Annotated in this window: 14 protein-coding genes; 4 read left to right on the forward strand and 10 right to left on the reverse strand. The window is 73.6% G+C overall.

Translation table 11 applies throughout. From position 1 onward, the window contains the following. Positions 1-15 precede the first annotated feature (15 nt). Positions 16-519: a carboxymuconolactone decarboxylase family protein gene (locus ABT354_RS35420; RefSeq protein WP_351501620.1), complete on the forward strand. Its 504-nt coding sequence runs from the start codon at positions 16-18 to the stop codon at positions 517-519. A 26-nt stretch (positions 520-545) separates the two neighbouring features. Here the strand turns inward: ABT354_RS35420 and ABT354_RS35425 are convergent, their stop codons facing one another. The 5 genes from ABT354_RS35425 to ABT354_RS35445 form a co-directional block, all read right to left on the reverse strand. Further along, complete coding sequence (locus tag ABT354_RS35425; protein WP_351501623.1) at positions 546-1718, reverse strand: DUF5954 family protein; 1173 nt, start codon at positions 1716-1718, stop codon at positions 546-548. A gap of 201 nt (positions 1719-1919) precedes the next feature. After that, entirely contained in the window at positions 1920-2909 is a 990-nt protein-coding gene (locus ABT354_RS35430) for a malate dehydrogenase (RefSeq protein WP_351501625.1), read from the reverse strand. Positions 2910-3262: 353 nt separating this feature from the next. After that, positions 3263-4417, reverse strand: a complete 1155-nt coding sequence (locus ABT354_RS35435) for a helix-turn-helix domain-containing protein (protein ID WP_351501627.1) — start codon at positions 4415-4417, stop codon at positions 3263-3265. Between the two features lie 441 nt (positions 4418-4858). Next, a complete protein-coding gene (locus ABT354_RS35440) occupies positions 4859-5599 on the reverse strand; it encodes a DUF3017 domain-containing protein (RefSeq protein WP_351501629.1) in 741 nt (246 codons plus the stop codon). Positions 5600-5693: 94 nt separating this feature from the next. Next, positions 5694-6554 (reverse strand): bifunctional methylenetetrahydrofolate dehydrogenase/methenyltetrahydrofolate cyclohydrolase, encoded by an 861-nt coding sequence (locus ABT354_RS35445; RefSeq protein WP_351501631.1) that lies wholly within the window; start codon positions 6552-6554, stop codon positions 5694-5696. A 488-nt stretch (positions 6555-7042) separates the two neighbouring features. Between ABT354_RS35445 and ABT354_RS35450 the strand changes: the two genes are divergently transcribed. After that, positions 7043-8623, forward strand: a complete 1581-nt coding sequence (locus ABT354_RS35450) for a serine/threonine protein kinase (RefSeq protein ID WP_351501633.1) — start codon at positions 7043-7045, stop codon at positions 8621-8623. Between the two features lie 129 nt (positions 8624-8752). On the opposite strand, the gene purH is transcribed toward ABT354_RS35450, so the two are convergent. Together purH and purN are read right to left on the reverse strand one after the other, a co-directional pair. Then, the gene (gene purH, locus ABT354_RS35455; RefSeq protein WP_502983565.1) at positions 8753-10348 is read right to left on the reverse strand and encodes a bifunctional phosphoribosylaminoimidazolecarboxamide formyltransferase/IMP cyclohydrolase; all 1596 of its coding nucleotides are present in this window, start codon (positions 10346-10348) and stop codon (positions 8753-8755) included. Between the two features lie 23 nt (positions 10349-10371). Next, the gene (gene purN / locus ABT354_RS35460; RefSeq protein ID WP_351501636.1) at positions 10372-11028 is read right to left on the reverse strand and encodes a phosphoribosylglycinamide formyltransferase; all 657 of its coding nucleotides are present in this window, start codon (positions 11026-11028) and stop codon (positions 10372-10374) included. 336 nt (positions 11029-11364) lie between these two features. Between purN and ABT354_RS35465 the strand changes: the two genes are divergently transcribed. After that, positions 11365-12186: a hypothetical protein gene (locus tag ABT354_RS35465; RefSeq protein WP_351501638.1), complete on the forward strand. Its 822-nt coding sequence runs from the start codon at positions 11365-11367 to the stop codon at positions 12184-12186. Positions 12187-12298: 112 nt separating this feature from the next. Here the strand turns inward: ABT354_RS35465 and ABT354_RS35470 are convergent, their stop codons facing one another. Beyond that, positions 12299-14455, reverse strand: a complete 2157-nt coding sequence (locus tag ABT354_RS35470; protein ID WP_351501640.1) for a cell division protein PerM — start codon at positions 14453-14455, stop codon at positions 12299-12301. Between the two features lie 116 nt (positions 14456-14571). Here ABT354_RS35470 and ABT354_RS35475 point away from each other — a divergent pair, with 116 nt between their 5' ends. Next, positions 14572-15894: a sigma factor-like helix-turn-helix DNA-binding protein gene (locus tag ABT354_RS35475; RefSeq protein ID WP_351501642.1), complete on the forward strand. Its 1323-nt coding sequence runs from the start codon at positions 14572-14574 to the stop codon at positions 15892-15894. A gap of 105 nt (positions 15895-15999) precedes the next feature. Here the strand turns inward: ABT354_RS35475 and sucD are convergent, their stop codons facing one another. Further along, positions 16000-16884, reverse strand: coding sequence for a succinate--CoA ligase subunit alpha (gene sucD, locus ABT354_RS35480; protein ID WP_351501644.1), 885 nt, complete (start codon positions 16882-16884; stop codon positions 16000-16002). Between the two features lie 15 nt (positions 16885-16899). After that, a complete protein-coding gene (sucC, locus tag ABT354_RS35485) occupies positions 16900-18075 on the reverse strand; it encodes an ADP-forming succinate--CoA ligase subunit beta (RefSeq protein ID WP_351501646.1) in 1176 nt (391 codons plus the stop codon). Between the last annotated feature and the right edge of the window lie 33 nt (positions 18076-18108).

An 18108-nucleotide genomic window follows, 5' to 3' on the forward strand; every position in this document is an offset into this window, starting at 1 on the left:
TTCTAGATTGGCCGTATGAGCACGGAGAGAGCACCCAGGAATCCCGAACACCCCGCCCGTCTCGCCTGGACCGAGCGGGCCCCGGAGGTCTACCGGGCCATGGTCCAGCTGGACGCGGCGGCCCGGCAGGGCGTGGACCCCGTCCTGCTGGAGCTGGTCAAGATCCGCGCCTCGCAGATCAACCGGTGCGCGTTCTGTCTGGAGATGCACACCCGGGACGCCCTGGCGGCCGGGGAGTCGGTGGAGCGGATCGTCCAGCTGTCGGCCTGGGCGGAGTCCCGTCACTTCTACACCCCCAGGGAGGCCGCCGCGCTGGAACTGACCGAGGCGGTGACCGTCCTGACGGACGGTTTCGTCCCGGACGAGGTGTACGCGCGGGCGGCGGCGCTCTTCGACGAGACCGAGCTGACCCGGCTCATCGCCTGCATCACCGTCATCAACGCCTGGAACCGCTTCGCGGTGAGCACCCGTATGGTCCCGGGCCACCCCACCCCGGGCCGGCCGCGCACCGACCGCTGAGACCGGGGCGGCACCGGGGCGGGGCGCTACTCCGGCGCCTCCGGCGAACGGTCCTCCCCGGGCCGGTGGCCGCCCCCCTCCCGCAGCCGGGTCTCCCGGGCCTCGGCGCGGGCGCGGCGGCGGGAGCGGTCCCGTTCCATCAGGGTGATCAGCCGCCGCTGCTGCGGGGTCAGCTCGACCGGCGGGTCGTCCTCGGCGGGCTCCTCCCACAGACCCGCCTCCTTCATCTTCTTCATATGCGCGGAGGCGGGCAGTTCGGGGTCGTGGTCGGAGGGTCGCGGCGGCTCAGGCCCGTCCGGACCGATCCGTACGACCTGTTCGACACGGATGACCCGGAAGTGGCGGCCCAGCACCGAGACCCCCGTACCGCACCCCTCGTCGAAGCGGTCGGCGGCCTCCGCGTAGGCCCGTTCCGCCGTCTCGGTCAGCTCCTGGAGGGCGGGCTTGACGATACGGAAGTGGGTGGTGAGGGCGTCCCGCGCGCCCTGCGGGGTGGGACACGAGCCGGTGTACGAGCGCCAGCGCCCCGCCTCCCGCTCGGCGATGGCGAACTCGGCGGGGAGCAGCACCGTCCCCGGGTGGGTGTGCCGGGCCCGCTGGGCGTCGCGGAAGACCTCCTCGGTGACGGCGCCGGGGGCGACGACGAAGTTCGCCAGGTCGTAGCGGAGCAGCCCCTCGGAGAGCCCGGTGCCGGTGTACGGGTCGATCATGAAGCCGGGGGTCCGGCTGGGCAGTGCGTGGGACTCGCCCGGGGTGCGCCGCCCCGGGTCGGGGTCGGAGGGGCGGGGCGGTTCGGGTCCGTCGGGGCCCATCCGGATGAACTGTTCGGAGCGGACGATCCGGTAGCGGCGGTGGAGCACCGTCATCTCGTTCACGGCGACCCATTCGAGCTTGTCCACCGCGGCCATCGCCGCCTTGGCGCGCTTTCCGCTGTCGGAGTCGGCCGCCATCCGGCGGAAGTGCGTGCCGAGGCCGTCCCGGGCGCTCTGCGGGGTGGTGCCGCCCTCGCTCAGGATCTCCCAGCCGCCCCGCTCGGACTCCCTGGTGAAGTAGAACGTGGGCAACCCCATGCCCATCAGCTCCGGATAGCGCTCCCGCGCCCGCAGCGCCTCCTCCTCGGCGAAGGCGGCGATGGGTCCCTGCTGGGGCATCACCCGGAAGGTCAGATAAGCGGGTGCTCCCTCACCGTACTCATTCATGTACTCAGTGTGCTCATCGGGGTGCCCGCGGTGGGGCCGATTCCCTGAACGGGGAGGGGGCACCCGGCGGGCCCCCACGCACTCCGCCCCCGCTGCCAGCGAAAAGGCAGACGGGGGCGGAAAGGACGAACAGATGACCGACCCGGCCGGGGCTCCGGCACGGGTGGGTCGCCGGGGCGGAAAGGCCCGGGGAAGAAGAGGTCAGAGGAGACCGAGGGCGCGCACGGCCTCGCGCTCCTCCGCCAGCTCGGCCACCGAGGCGTCGATGCGGGCGCGGGAGAACTCGTTGATGTCCAGGCCCTGGACGATCTCGTAGCGGCCGTCCTTGGTGGTGACCGGGAAGGAGGAGATCAGGCCCTCCGGCACACCGTAGGAGCCGTCGGACGGGATGCCCATGGAGGTCCAGTCGCCCTCGGCGGTGCCGTTGACCCAGGTGTGGACGTGGTCGATCGCGGCGTTGGCGGCGGAGGCGGCGGAGGACGCGCCCCGCGCCTCGATGATCGCCGCACCGCGCTTGGCGACGGTCGGGATGAAGGTGTCGGCCAGCCAGTCCTGGTCGTTCACGACCTCGGCGGCGTTCTTGCCCGCGATCTCCGCGTGGAAGATGTCCGGGTACTGGGTGGCCGAGTGGTTGCCCCAGATCGTCAGACGCTTGATGTCGGAGACGGTGGAGCCGGTCTTCGCGGCCAGCTGCGACAGGGCGCGGTTGTGGTCGAGGCGGGTCATCGCGGTGAAGCGCTCGGCCGGTACGTCCGGGGCCGCCGCCTGGGCGATCAGGGCGTTGGTGTTGGCCGGGTTGCCGACGACGAGGACCTTGATGTCGTCCGCGGCGTGGTCGTTGATCGCCTTGCCCTGCGGCTTGAAGATGCCGCCGTTGGCCTCCAGCAGGTCACCGCGCTCCATGCCCTTGGTACGCGGGCGGGCGCCGACGAGCAGGGCGACATTGGCGCCGTCGAAGGCGACGTTCGGGTCGTCGGTGATGTCGATGCCGCGCAGCAGCGGGAAGGCGCAGTCGTCCAGCTCCATCGCGGTGCCCTGGGCCGCGCCGAGGGCCGGGGTGATCTCCAGAAGGCGCAGCTTGACCGGAACGTCCGGGCCGAGGAGGTGGCCGGAGGCGATACGGAACAGCAGCGCGTAACCGATCTGGCCGGCCGCGCCGGTCACGGTGACGTTGACGGGAGTGCGGGTCATGGCGATCTCCGTAAGACAGCTGGCGTTGGGGGTCCCTGCCCCGGGGTGGGGACGCCCCTTCGCACCCGGTCACGCTCCCGCGCGGTGCCGTCCGGACCGGGGAGACGGCCCAGGGGCCTCCGGTGACGCGGACGGACGAATCTTGATGTGAAGAGACATCCAGCGGTCAGGCTATCCGACCCCGTCCACCCCGCGACCCCGGGTCCTTGTGGCGCCGATCACGCCACTGAAGGGTGTACGGGGCAGCGGGTGCGGTGCCCCGCGGACGGCCCCGGGAGGGGCCCGGGAGGAAGGGGAGGCGGTACGGGTGCGGTGCCCGTCGGGTGCGCGGGGTCGTACGGGGTGGCGCCCGGTCAGTTCTCCTCGGTGCAGGTCTTCGCGCCGGTCGCCTTGACGGTGGCACAGGCGGTCGCCATGGTGCCCTCCGGCATCGCGGTCATCGCCGTGTACGCGTTGCCCCCGGCGTCGGCCACCCCGCTCTGGAGGCCCTTGCCGTCGGTGCTGATCTCCAGCGTGTCGCCCGGCGTCGCGTCCGCGACCCGGGCCCAGGCGGCCCGGCAGACCTCGCTGTAACGGACCTCGACCTCGGCCGCGCCCACCGTCACCGAGGAGACGGTGGTGGCGAGGTCGCCGCCGCAGCCCATGGCCTCGGGGTTGCCCCCGGTACAGCTCTCCCCGGTGCACTTCGCCTCGGCGGCGTCGTCGTCATCGGCCTCGTCGTCCGCGTCGTCGCCGTCGTCGTCGAGGTCGTCGTCATCGTCGGCGCCATAGGCGTCGTCATCGGTGCCGGTGCCGGTGCCGGTGCTCGGCCCCGCGGACCCCTTGGCCCCCTTGGCGGAGCCGGCCGAGGAGGCGAGGGACGGCTCGGCGGCGGTGTTGGCCGCCGTCTCGGTGCGGTCGCCGCCGCCCCCGCCGACTCCGGTGAGGAACACGGCGGCCGCGACGACCGCCACCACCCCGGCCACGCTCGCCAGCACCATGACATTGCGGCGGCGGCCGCCGTCCTTGCGGCCCGCCCCCTGCGCGGAGGCGGCCCGGCGGTGGCCGGGACCGGTGACGGACTCCGGGCCGTCCCCACCGGGCGTACGGCCCCCGGCGGTCCCGGCTGTCCCGGCGGTGGAACCGGTGGTGGATCCCGCCGGTGGCACGGCGTCCCGCCCGGCGGGTTCGGGGACCCCCAGCGCCGCCCGCGCCTGGGATATACGTATCTGCTCCATCGTGCGGTCGTGCCGGGCCTCGGCACGGCTCCAGGCCCGCTCCGCCAGCTCCCACAGGGTGGTGAGATGGACCGGGCTGGCGCCGGTCACCTCGGCGAGCGCGACCACGGCGCCCTTGGGCGCGAGGATGCGGCCGTTGAGATACCGGTCCCAGGATGTCTTGCTGTACCCCGTACGGTCCGACACCGCCGCGATACTCAGCCCGCTGCCGTCGACGAGCCGGCGGAGCTGCTCGGCGAACTCCCGGACCTCCGGATCCAGATCCTCCGGAAGCGCCTTCCAACGAGCCATGGTGGTTGTACCCCCTCTGTCCCCCGACCGTAGGTGCTTGAGCCCCGCGACCGACCGCCCTGGACATCTCCCCGGAACCCACACGGTTCGTGGGATCAGTGGATGAGATGCGCGGAGCCAGGATGTCAGTTCCCGGGGGCGGGGCGCACGGGGGCTTGCGGAATCGGTCCGCGGTCCTGGTGCGCGCCGCTGTGGCCGCCGCTCGCGTCACCCGCCTGCGGCTCACCGGACGCACCGGGGCGGACCCCGTATTCCGCGACGGAATACCGGAATCGGCCACCGGGTTCCGGGCCTCCGCCAGACGACAGCGTCCGCCCCTCCCGGACGGGAAGAGCGGACGACATCGGGGACAACATCAGGTGAACTGCCGGTTCCCGGGGGTTCCGGATCGGGGGACCCGGGCCCCGGGTCCCTGGCCGGCGGGGCGGCCCTGAGGGTCGGTCAGCGGCCGACCAGGGAGCGCACGATCGTCTCCAGGAAGGGCAGCTCCAGCCAGGGTTCCGGCTGTGCCACCAGCGCCAGCAGGGTGATGGCGACCCCCAGCAGGCCGTACGTGATCATGTCGGTGAAGCGGGACCGCACGGCGAGCATGCCGACCGACGGGAGTATCCGCCGCATCACCCCGCCCGCGATCAGGGACACGCCGATGAGGATCGTGCCGACGCGGAACGCCTCGGAGAAGAGGTCGAGGCCGACGATCAGCAGCCCGACGCCGGTGAGGCCGAGCACGGAGAGCAGGGGCCACTGACGGGCGGGGGCGGGGGCGTCACCGGGCGCCGCACGGCCGCCGCCCTCGGGGCGGGCCGTGTCGGTGGTGAGGGTCGGCGGGCGGCGCGACCCGGCGGCCCGGGGGGCCGGGTGCTCGCCCGTGTCCCCGTCGCCCGATTCCCCGTCGCCGGTGCCGTCCTCGCCGGTGCCGCCACCGCTCGCGTCGCCGTCGCCGTCGCCGGTACCACCGCCGTCGGCCCGGTCACCGCTCTTGTTCCCGTCGGCCGGGGTCCCGTCGGCGGGGGTGCCGCCGTCCGAGGCCCCACTGTCCGAGGCCCCGCTGTCCGGGGTGCCACCGTCCGGGGTCCCGCCGTGTGCCGGGGCCGGGTCGCCGGGTACGCCGTCCGGACCGATGGCACCGGCGCCGTCCGGCTCCGTCCCGGCCGTCGCCCTCACCTCTCGGTCGTCGTTCATCCGTACGCCCATCAGGGCCGCCTCATTCCCCGTGTTCCGTCCTGTCCCGTGCCCGTGTCCCGCCGGGTTTCCCCTGGCGGGCCGGCCGGAAGCGTCAGTTCGCCCCGGCGGCGCGCTCGGCCGCCTCGACCACATTGACCAGGAGCTGTGCCCGGGTCATCGGCCCGACACCGCCCGGGTTCGGGGCCACCCAGCCCGCGACCTCGGCCACACCGGGGTGGACATCCCCGACGATCTTCCCGTTCTCGTCCCGGCTGACGCCCACATCCAGCACCACGGCGCCCGGCTTCACATCCTCGGGCTTGATCAGATGCGGTACGCCCGCCGCCGCGACGATGATGTCCGCCTGCCGCAGATGCGCGGCGAGATCCCGCGTCCCCGTGTGGCACTGGGTCACGGTCGCGTTCTCGGACCTGCGGGTCAGCACCAGCGGCATCGGACGGCCGATGGTGATCCCGCGCCCGACCACGACGACATGCGCGCCCTTGATCTCCACCTGGTGGTGGCGGAGCAGCTGCACGATGCCGTACGGGGTACAGGGCAGCGGGCCCTCGATCCCCAGCACCAGCCGGCCCAGGCTCATCGGGTGCAGACCGTCCGCGTCCTTCACCGGGTCCATCAGCTCCAGCACCCGGTGAGCGTCGATGCCGTCCGGCAGCGGCAGCTGCACGATGTAGCCGGTGCACTCCGGGTCCTCGTTCAGCTCCCGGACGACCGCCTCGATCTCCTCCTGGGTGGCGGTGGCGGGCAGCTCGCGCTGGATCGACGCGATGCCGACCTGCGCACAGTCGCGGTGCTTGCCATTGACGTACCAGCGGCTGCCCGGGTCGTCGCCGACCAGCAGGGTGCCGAGACCGGGGGTCACCCCCTTCTCCTTCAGAGCCGCCACGCGGGCGGTCAGATCGAGTTTGATCGCGGCTGCGGTGGCCTTGCCATCGAGAATCTGGGCGGTCATGTCCCCCATCCTGGCCGATGGACCCGCCCGGGTTCCAATCCCGCCCGCCCGGCGCCGGGCCCCTTCGCACCCGCGCCGTCCCGCCCGCTCCCTCCCCCGCCGCCGCTCCCGCCTTCTCCCCTGCCTTCTCCGGTGCCGTCTCCGCCCGGCGGGGCACCCGCATACGCGAATGCGAACGGTTGTCCGACACCGGTCCCGCTCCCCTCCAGGACCGGACACCGCAGGTCGGCCCGTGCGATCCGCCGCCGTTGTGCAGACGTTTATCGCCGGTTCCTAGCCTGGTTCCACTGTCCCCGCGAGCGGGAGCGTCCAGGGAGGTCGGCCGTGGAACACAGTGTCGTGGCGAACGTCGTGGTGAGCACCGCTCCGGTCCATCGGAAGCACGACCCCGGGACACCGGGCCCCGTACCCGCTCCGGTTCCGGTTCCGGCTCCGGTTCCGGTTCCGGCTCCGGCTCCGGCTCTGTTTCCGGCATCAGGGCGTCGGCGGTGAGCCTCGACTTCGACTCCCTGGCCCTGCCCGTCCTCCCGGGCTATCGCGTGGGCCCCTGGGAGGTCGGCGAACCCCTCGCGACCAGCGCGTTCTCCACGGTGTACAGCGCCGAACCCGCCCCCCGGGCGAGCCAACCGGCCGGGACGGCGGACACCGGCGCCGATACGGGACCTGCGGAACCCATCGGCCCCATGGAACCCACCGGTCCGGTCCGTGCCCCCGGCACCACCGTGCTGAAGTTCCTGCCGCCCGGCACCCGCACCCAGCACCAGCTCGGGCAGCTACGCGCCGTCGCCGAGCGGGAGCCGGCGGTGCTGCGCCGCACCGGCGCGCCCCGCCTGATCCGTACCCACGCGGTCCATACCGTCCACGACCCCGGCGAACCCCTGCTGCACGGCGCCACCGTCCTCGTCATGGAACGGGCCGAGCGCTCCCTCGGCGATCTGCTCCAGCAGTCGGCCCGCCCCGCCGCCGGCCCCGCCCTGCTCGCCCAGGTCTGCGCCGGGCTGCGCCAGCTCCATCACGCGGGCTGGGTGCACGGCGCCCTGCACCCCGGCAATGTCCTGCTGCTGCCCGACGGGACCGTACGCCTCGGGGACTTCCATCTGGCGACCGAGCCCCGGCGCGGCGCCCGGGGCGGCCCGTCGGCCCTCTCCGGATACGCCCCCGCGCTGCGGATCACCGACTGCACCGCGCCCGAACTCCTCTGGTCCCACGACCGGCCGCACGGCGACGCACCGGGTGGCCCGCGCGGCGGCCCGCGGACCGGCCGACGGACCGGCTCAGCGACCGGCTCAGCGCGCGGAGAAAGGATTCTGCCGCTGACACCCACCGCCGATCTCTGGGCCTTCGGCGTCCTCGTCCATCTGGTGCTCACCGGGTCGCCGCCGCTCCCCGGCCCCACCCCCGGCGCCCGGCGGGACGCCGCCGTACGGTACGCGCGGGGCGAGGGCGACCTGCTGCTCTCCCCCGGACTCCCGCCGGCCTGGGCCGATGTCGTCCGCGACTGTCTGGCCCGCACCCCCGGGGAACGCGCCCGGATCGACACCGGCGAGCTGCTGCGCCGGGTGGAGGCCGCGGCGGGCACCGCCCCTTCGCCCCCACTGCCCCGGAAGACCCTGCTCCGGCCGCGCTCCCGCAGCGGCTCCACAGCGGCCTGGGGCACGGCCACGGTCTGGGGCACGGCGGTCTCCGTCGCCATGGCGGGTGTGCTCGCCGGAGTGCTGCTGCGGGGCGCGCCGACCGCGGAGGCGGCCGGGTACGACCGCTGCGCCCGCGGCGATGTCTGTTTCTTCACCGAGCCGGACGGCCAGGGGGAGATGTGCACCTGGCACGAGGGCGGGGGCCGCGGAAAGGGCGCGGACCGCGGGCGGCCGGGGCCCGACCCCTGTGTCTGGGGGCTGCTCGGGGCGCCGAAGTCGGTGCTGAACAACGGCGACCGGGACGAGCAGCCGCATGCCCGGTTTTACCGGAACACCGGCTTCAGGCAGTCGGCGGGCTGTCTTCAGCCCCTGGAGCGCCGCAATCTGAACGGAAGGGTCACCGTCCGCTCGGTGAAGTGGCTGCCCAGCTGCTGAACCGTGCGGGGCCCCGGGTTCATGGCTCCGGGGCCCCGCACGGTCACACCGCCACCGGGCCATACGGCCGGGCGGTCAGGCAGTCAGGCAGGCAGTCACGCGGTCGGGCGGTCACGCCGTCGGGCGTGATCAGTGGAAGAAGTGCCGGGTCCCCGTGAAGTACATCGTCACGCCCGCCTTCCGCGCCGCCTCGATCACCTGCTCGTCGCGGACCGAACCACCGGGCTGGACCACGGCCCGCACCCCGGCCCCGGTGAGGATTTCCAGCCCGTCCGGGAACGGGAAGAACGCGTCGGAGGCCGCGTACGCCCCCCGGGCCCGCTCCGCACCCGCCCGCTCCACGGCCAGCCGGGCCGAGTCCACACGGTTGACCTGCCCCATGCCGACGCCGACAGAGGCACCGTCCTTGGCGAGCAGGATGGCGTTGGACTTGACCGCCCGACACGCCCGCCAGGCGAAGGCCAGCTCGGCCAGACCGGCCGCGTCCAGCGGCTCACCGGTCGCCAGCGTCCAGTCGGCCGGGGCATCGCCCGCCGCCTGGAGCCGGTCGGTGATCTGCACCAGCGCACCGCCGTCGATCGGCCGGGTCTCGACCTCCGCGCCCGGCGCCCCGGTGCAGCGCAGCACCCGGATGTTCTTCTTGCGGGCCAGCACCTCGACCGCGCCGTCCTCGTACCCGGGGGCGACGATCACCTCGGTGAAGATCTCCGCGACCTGCTCGGCCAGGGCGACGGTCACCGGACGGTTGACCGCGATCACCCCGCCGAAGGCGGAGAGCGGGTCACAGGCGTGCGCCTTGCGGTGCGCCTCGGCCACATCCGCGCCGATCGCGATCCCGCACGGGTTGGCGTGCTTGATGATCGCGACACAGGGCTCGTCGTGGTCGTACGCGGCCCGCCGGGCGGCCTCGGTGTCGGTGTAGTTGTTGTACGACATCTCCTTGCCGTGCAGCTGCTCCGCCTCGGCGAGGCCACCGCTGCCGTCGACATAGAGCGCGGCGTCCTGGTGCGGGTTCTCGCCGTAGCGGAGCACCCGGTCGCGGCGGTAGGCGACCCCGGTGAAGTCGGGGAGCGGGGCCCCGTCGGGAGCGTAGGAGGAGGCGAACCAGGAGGCGACGGCCACGTCGTAGGCGGCCGTGTGCTGGAACGCCTCGGCGGCCAGCCGCTTCCGCGCCACCAGGTCGAACCCGCCGCCGGCGACGGCGGTGAGTACATCCGCGTACCGCGCCGGGCTGGTGACCACGGCGACCGAGGGGTGGTTCTTGGCGGCGGCGCGGACCATCGAGGGGCCGCCGATGTCGATCTGCTCGACGCACTCGTCCGGGGCCGCGCCGGAGGCGACGGTCTCCCGGAACGGGTAGAGGTTGACGACCACCAGATCGAAGGGGTCGATCCCCAGCTCGGCGAGCTGCTCACGGTGGGCGTCGAGGCGCAGGTCCGCCAGGATGCCGGCGTGCACCCGGGGGTGGAGCGTCTTGACCCGGCCGTCCAGGCACTCGGGGAAGCCGGTCAGCTCCTCCACCGGGGTGACCGGGATCCCGGCGGCGGCGATCCGCCCGGCGGTCGAGCCGGTGGAGACCAGTTCCACGCCCGCCTGGTGCAGCCCGCGCGCCAGCTCCTCAAGGCCCGTCTTGTCGTACACGCTGATCAGCGCACGCCGTACGGGGCGGCGCTCCGCCTCGGTGGTCACAGCGGACTCGGCGGTCGCGGTGGACTCGGCGGTCACAGTGGCCTCATGGGCGTCAACAGTCACGGGAAAATTACCTTTCGTCCCTCAATGCGATGGCCGTCGCGGGCCAGCCGTGCGACGACCTCGACGAGCAGCACACGCTCGACTTCCTTGATCCGCTCATGGAGAGCGGCTTCGTCGTCCTCGTCCCGGACCTCGACCGCGCGCTGCGCGATGACCGGGCCGGTGTCGACGCCTTCGTCGACGAAGTGGACGGTGCACCCGGTGACCTTCACGCCGTACGCGAGCGCGTCGCGCACACCGTGGGCACCGGGGAAACTGGGCAGCAGGGCGGGGTGGGTGTTGACGTAACGGCCCCCGAAGAGGGCCAGGAACTCCTTGCCCACGATCTTCATGAATCCGGCCGAGACCACCAGGTCCGGGCGGTGCGCGGCGGTCGCCTCGGCGAGCGCGCGGTCCCAGGCGTCACGCGAGGCGTGGTCCTTCACCCGGCAGACAAACGTCGGCAGTCCGGCGCGCTCGGCGCGCTCCAGACCGGCGATCCCGGTGCGATCGGCCCCGACCGCGACGACCTCGGCCCCGAGCCCCTCGGGGTCGGCGGCGCTCGCGTCGAGGAGGGCCTGGAGGTTGGTGCCGGAGCCGGAGACCAGGACGACCAGGCGGAGAGGGCGGGCGGAGGAGGGCGGGGAGGCCACTGCGGGTCTCTTTTCTCGCATACGGATCACACACGCGGGGACGTGCGGATCGCCGGTCTGTCGCGGGGCGTTCTGTCGCGGGCGCGTCCGTGGCCTCACGCCACCGGGCCGTGCGGGGATCCGGAGCGGGGACGGCGCGTGCGATTTTGTACGGTCGTACGAATGACTCGTCCTCCCCCATACGGGGAACTCTACGAAGAGGCCGACCGTCAGCAACGATACCGGCACACGGGACGGCCCCCACGGGACGGGGGCGGTCATGGGAGGTAGCGTCAGGGGACACCACTCGTCCCATGGCGGGTACATCACGACACAAGACCCGCGTGCGAAAGGGTCTGAGGGGAAGACGTTCACCACATGCCGGACCGACGCCGCCGTACGGACCTCCTGTTGCCGCGGGAGCGCCAGTCCACCGACGACAGCAACAATCCCTTCGCCCCGCCGCCGGAGGGGAGGCCGGATCAGCCGTGGCAGCCCCGGCAGCCCACCGGAAGCGGGGGCTCCGGCAGCTCCGGCTCCTCCGGCGGCGATTCCAGTGGTTCCTCCGGCTCCGGCGGCTCCGGCGGTTCGGGGGGCTCCGGCGACGGCTCCTCCGACGAGGGCTCCGGCCAGCGGGGCGGCTGGGGCAGCCAGTGGAGCAGCCGGCAGCCCGGGCGCTCCTCGGGCGGCGGCTTCGGCGGGAAGCCCGGCGGCCAGCAGGGCAAGGACGGCACCCCGCCGGGCCTGCGCTGGGACCCGACCGACCCCTCACAGCGGCGGGCGCGGTACGCGCTGCTCGCGGGCATGTGGGCGTTCTTCTTCACGATCTTCGACTTCATGGAGATCGCCCTGCTGCTGGGCGCCCTCTCGGTCTACTGGGGCGTCAGCTCGCTGAAGGCCACGGCGAACAAGCGTCCGGGCGCGGACGCGATCACACCCCCCGCCGGCACCGGGGGGAACGGAAACGGGAACGCGGCCGGACCGCAGCAGACGGCCCGGCGCGCCCAGCGGACGGCCGCGGTGACCGGACTGGTGCTCGGCGGTGTCGCCCTGCTGATCGTGGCGGTGGCGTACGCGGCCCAGATCGTCTACCGGGACTTCTACACCTGTGAGCGGGACGCCCTGACGAAGGACGGGCAGATCTCCTGCAACGAGAAGCTGCCGGAGCCGCTGCGGGATGTCTTCGGCGTCAGCAAGTAGACGTCGGCGGGGGCCTGCGGCGAGCGGACGTCAGTAAGCAAACGTCCGCGAGCGAGCGGGCCCGCGCGGCCGGTGAGGTCCGGCCCCCGGCACTGCCGGGGGCCGGACCTCGTCAGCGGGTCGCCCCTGAACCAGCTGAACCGGCGGAACCTGCGGAACCTGCGGAAGCCCCACCCCCGGGACCGGAACCCTCCGGCCCGGGGGTTTCCGCTGTTCCGGCCACCGGCTCCGGTCGCGGTACGAGGTCGGGCGCGGCGGGCTCGGCAGGCTCGGGCCGGGCCCGAGCGGTCGGCTCCGGCCAGCCGGACGGCGCCTTGGGCCAGGGGCTGGCGGGCGCGGCCCAGGGGGCCAGGCGGTTCCCGGCCTTCTCGTCCCCGTCGACCACCAGCGGGTGCTCCGGCAGTACGTCGTAGTCCGCGGGAGGCCCCACCGGGTGACGGTCCCCGGGGCCGGTGCGTCCCGCTTTCGCCTCCCTTGCCTCCCTTGCCGCCTTGGCTGCCTTGGCCGCATTTCCCGTACGACCGGCGCGACCGCCGGGCTCCCCGCGACCGGTGTGCCCGGTCCCTCCGGTTTGCCCAGCCCCTCCGATGTGGTCGGTACGTCCGGCGTGCTCTTCCGGGGGTGCCGTGGCGGCGGCCTCCGCCGGGTCGCCGGACGCGCTCCCGGCTCCGGACGGACCCTCGGCCGCGCCGGGCCCCGCGCGGTCCTCCGGCGCGGACCGTCCACCCGGGACCCCGCCGCCGGGGACCGGCGCCCCCTCCACCGGGGTGGGCGCCGGGGCGGGGCCGGGCCGGGAGCGCGGCCGCAGGCTCTCCCGCGTCCAGGTCCGCGTCCAGGTCCGGAGCCGGGTCCACAGCCGGGGACGGCCCGCCCCCGACCGGCTCCGTACCCCCGACCGGCTCCGTACCCGCGACCGGCTCCGTACCCGGGTCCGCACCGCGCCCACCAGACCCGTGGCCCCCATCCCCGCCCCGGCCCCCGCGATCCGCGCCAGCAGGACCCGCCAGATCCGTACCGCCACCGCGACCGGAACCGCGAGCACCGCGACCCAGCAGAACGCGGCGGGTCCGGCCGCCCACCCCGGACCGAACTCCGCCAGCCGCCGGGCACCCAGCGGCCCTCCGGCGGCGGCCGACAGCACCGCCGTCAGCACCCCGCAGCCGGCCGCCGCCAGCAGTGCGGTCAGCGCCGTGTCCCGGATGCTCCACGCACTGCCCCGGTCCTGGAAGCGGGGTGCGGCACGGGCCGCCGTGAAGGCGGCGACCACCAGCCCGGCCACCACCGGAACGGCCAGGCACACCCAGTTGGGCAGGGTCCCCGGCCCCGGCGCGGGGGCCGCCGCGACCAGCGGGAAGGGCGGCAGCGCCGGTTCGCCCGTCACCGCGAGCGGGGTGGCCGTGGCGCCCGTACCGAGCGCGAAACCGGGTCCCAGCCCGTACGCCGCCCCCCATACGGCGGCGTTCGGCAGCAGGGCGAGACAGAGCAGCAGGACGGCGAGCTGTCCCGGCCAGCCCGGGGAGAGCTGCCGGAACGCCTCCCCCGCCGCCTCCGCGTGCCAGCCGAGACCGGCGGCCACGAGCAGCGCCCCGCCGCCGGTCAGCACCACCGTGCCCGCGACGGCCGCGCGCGCCGCCACCGCCACCCGGGTCCGTGCGAGCCGTACCCGCAACGGCTCCGGGAGCCAGCCGGGCAGGGGCCCCCGGGGGCGCCCGCGCGCGGTCCACACCCCGGCCAGGGCGGCGGCCACGGCCACCAGGGGCAGATGCCCGAGCGCGCTCCAGGGGTCGGGGCCGGGTGAGCCCCCGGCCGCGTACACCGTGATCAGCAGGGCGACCAGCAGATACCCCAGGGTGACCGCGCAGACCGCGCCCAGCGGCGACGGCCGGGGCCGGCGGCCGTGGGTGTCGGGGTTGAGCCCGTCCCGCGCGGCCCGGTGGATCAGTGCCACGGGCAGCGCCACCAGCAGCAGCGGGACCACACCGACGGGTGCGGGCTGCCCGGAGAGGGTGTCCGCGCGGACCAGTTCGGTGCCATGGGAGAGCAGCCAGAGCGCGGCGGCCGCGTGCAGCGCCCCGCCGGGGCCGTCATCGGGGTAGGGGGCGCCGATCCAGACCAGCATCACCAGGACGGTGAGGGTGCCGAGCCCGAGCCCCGCCGCGGTGGCCCCGCGCACCAGACAGGCCACGAGCGCGGGGCGGCGGCCGCCCTGTACCGGTACGGGGGTCCGGGGGAAGGGCGGACCGGGGCTGTCCTGGGAGGTCTGGGTCACGCCGCCATGCTGCCAACGACACGCGCTCTTGCCATGTAACGGGCGATTACCCGCTGTGTCGCTCAAAATACTCTTATGTACTTTCATGCCGGGTGCAGTGCTGCGGGGAGCCCCTCATGACCCAGAGCAGGCCCGACTCCGCGGCGGACCGCCCGCTCCCCTCCCCCAAGGAACGGCGCAGGCTGCGCGAGGCCCGATCGCTGAGCGAGCAGGAGGTCGCCTCGGCGCTCGGGGTCACCAGGGCGACGGTGCGTGCCTGGGAGACCGGGCGCAGCGACCCCCGGGGGCGGCGGCGGGCGGCGTACGCACGGCTGCTGGAGTCACCCGGGACCACTCCCGGGACCGCCCCCGAGGCGGCCTCGGCCGAGGCTCCCGGGACCGCTCCCGAGGCGGCGGCGGTCCTCGTACCGGAAGCGGCATCCGGAGCGGTGAAGGAATCCGAAGCGGAATCCAGAGCTACCCGCGACCCCATGACGGATGCGCCCCCAGCACCCGCCCAGAAACAGGCCTCCGAGCCGGACGTACCGGCAGCCACCCCCGTACCCGTACCAGAAGTGGAATCCGTAACGGAAGCAGGTCCAGGCCCAGAAGCGGAGCCCGTTCCGGACGCACCGGACCGGGTGGCCGTACCCGCCGGGCGGCCGACGCCCGAGGAGGTGTTCGACGCCCTGTACGACCACTCCGCCGTGCCCCTCGTACGCCAGGCGTATCTCCTCACCGGACGGCAGCGGCTCTCCCACGAGTCCGTGGAGCGCGCCTTCCGGCTCGCCTGGCAGCACTGGCCCGAGGTCGCCCGGGACGGGGATCCGGCGGGCTGGGTACGGGCCGCCGCGTACGAGTTCGCGATGTCGCCCTGGCAGCGGCTGCGCCCCGCCCATCGGCACCCCGACACCCCGGAGCTGGCCGGCGAGGCGGCGGCGCTGCTGGCGGCGCTGTTGTCGCTGCCGCCCGCGTACCGCCGCACCCTGCTGCTCTACGACGGCCTCGGGCTCGATCTGCCGGAGACCGCCGCCGAGACGGAGGCGAGCACCCCGGCGACGGCCAACCGGGTACTGCACGCCCGGGAGGCCATCGCGGAACAACTCCCCGGGCTCTCCTCCCCCGACGCGCTGCACCAGCGGCTGACGGAGCTGGCCGACGCCTTCCCGGCGCCGGAGCCGACCCCCGCGCCCTCGGTACGGGAGGGCAGCGAACGCCATGTCTGGCTCTGGACCCGCTCCACCCTGACGGTCACCGCGCTGATCATCGGGGCGACCGGGTTCACCCTGCTCACCGCCCCGCAGCAGTACGAACCGGGGGTTCCGGCGGGCCGGCCGGTGCTGGGCGTCCCCGCGCACGCCGGACCGCAGCGGCTGAGCCAGGAGGACGAGCTGCTGCGGAACCGGCTGCGCGCCGAGGTCACCGGGGGCCCGGGACGGCTGGCCCCCCAGCCCCGCTGAGCGCCCCCGACCGGGAACGCGGATGGGCCCGCACCCCTGCACGGGGCGCGGGCCCATCACCGTGGTACCGCTGCCGGGCGCCGCACGGCGCCCGGTGGGACGGCCTCAGCCCTCCAGGATGGCGCGGGCCAGCTTGGCGGTCTCGGTCGGGGTCTTGCCGACCTTGACGCCCGCGGCCTCCAGGGCCTCCTTCTTCGCCTGCGCGGTGCCGGAGGAGCCCGACACGATGGCGCCGGCGTGGCCCATCGTCTTGCCCTCGGGGGCGGTGAAGCCCGCGACGTAGCCGACGACCGGCTTGGTGACATTGGCCTTGATGTAGTCGGCCGCGCGCTCCTCGGCGTCGCCACCGATCTCACCGATCATCACGATCAGCTCGGTCTCCGGGTCGGCCTCGAAGGCCGCCAGGGCGTCGATGTGCGTGGTGCCGACCACCGGGTCGCCACCGATGCCGACACAGGAGGTGAAGCCGATGTCCCGCAGCTCGTACATCATCTGGTAGGTCAGCGTGCCGGACTTGGAGACCAGTCCGATACGGCCGGGCTTGGTGATGTCGCCCGGGATGATGCCGGCGTTGGACTGGCCCGGGGTGATCAGACCGGGGCAGTTCGGGCCGATGATCCGGGTCTTGTTGCCCTTGCTGACGGCGTACGCCCAGAAGGCGGCGGAGTCGTGGACCGCGATGCCCTCGGTGATGACGACGGCCAGCGGGATCTCGGCGTCGATCGCCTCGACGACGGCGGCCTTGGCGAAGGCCGGCGGCACGAAGAGGACGGAGACGTCGGCGCCGGTCTTCTCCATCGCCTCGGCCACCGAACCGAAGACGGGTACCTCGGTACCGTCGAAGTCGACGGTGGTACCGGCCTTACGGGGGTTCACGCCACCGACGATGTTGGTGCCGTCGGCCAGCATGAGCTTGGTGTGCTTCATGCCCGTGGCGCCGGTCATGCCCTGGACGATGACCTTGCTGTCCTTGGTGAGGAAGATAGCCATGGTGGTGTGAATCCCTTACTTCGCCGCGAGCTCGGCGGCCTTGTCGGCCGCGCCGTCCATGGTGTCCACACGCTGCACCAGCGGGTGGTTGGCGTCGGAAAGGATCTTGCGACCCAGCTCCGCGTTGTTGCCGTCGAGGCGCACGACCAGCGGCTTGGTGACCTCCTCGCCCTTGGACTTCAGCAGCTCCAGGGCCTGCACAATGCCGTTGGCGACCTCGTCGCAGGCGGTGATGCCACCGAAGACATTGACGAAGACGGACTTGACGTCCGGGTCGCCCAGGATGATCTCCAGGCCGTTCGCCATGACCTCGGCGGAGGCGCCGCCACCGATGTCGAGGAAGTTGGCGGGCTTGACCCCGCCGTGGTTCTCACCGGCGTAGGCGACGACGTCGAGGGTGGACATGACCAGACCCGCGCCGTTGCCGATGATGCCGACCTGACCGTCGAGCTTGACGTAGTTCAGGTTCTTGGCCTTGGCGGCGGCCTCCAGCGGGTTGGCCGCGGCCTTGTCCTCCAGGGCCTCGTGGCCGGGCTGGCGGAAGTCGGCGTTGGCGTCCAGGGAGACCTTGCCGTCGAGGGCGATGACCCGGCCGTCGGCGACCTTGGCCAGCGGGTTCACCTCGACCAGCAGCGCGTCCTCGGCGATGAAGGTCTTCCAGAGGGTCACCAGGATGTCGGCGACCTGGTCGGCGACCTCGGCCGGGAACTTGGCGGCGGCGACGATCTCGGCCGCCTTCTCCGGGGAGACGCCCTCATTGGCGTCGACCGGGATCTTCGCCAGGGCCTCGGGCTTGGTGGCCGCGACCTCTTCGATGTCCATGCCGCCCTCGACGGAGGCCATGGCCAGGAAGGTGCGGTTGGTGCGGTCGAGGAGGTACGAGACGTAGTACTCCTCGGCGATCTCCGGAGCGGTCTCCGCGAGCATCACCTTGTGGACCGTGTGGCCCTTGATGTCCATGCCCAGGATCTGACCGGCCTTCTCGACCGCGTCCTCCGGGCTGGAGGCCAGCTTCACGCCACCGGCCTTGCCACGGCCACCGACCTTCACCTGCGCCTTGACGACCGACCGGCCGCCGAGACGCTCGGTCACCTCGCGCGCCGCCTCAGGCGTGTCGATGACTTCACCGGCCAGCACCGGTACACCGTGCTTGGCGAAGAGGTCCCTCGCCTGGTACTCGAACAGGTCCACGCGCGTCCGTCCCTTTTCTGAGTGATCGCGGTT

This window comes from Streptomyces sp. NPDC000594 (assembly GCF_040299965.1).
Taxonomy (GTDB): domain Bacteria; phylum Actinomycetota; class Actinomycetes; order Streptomycetales; family Streptomycetaceae; genus Streptomyces.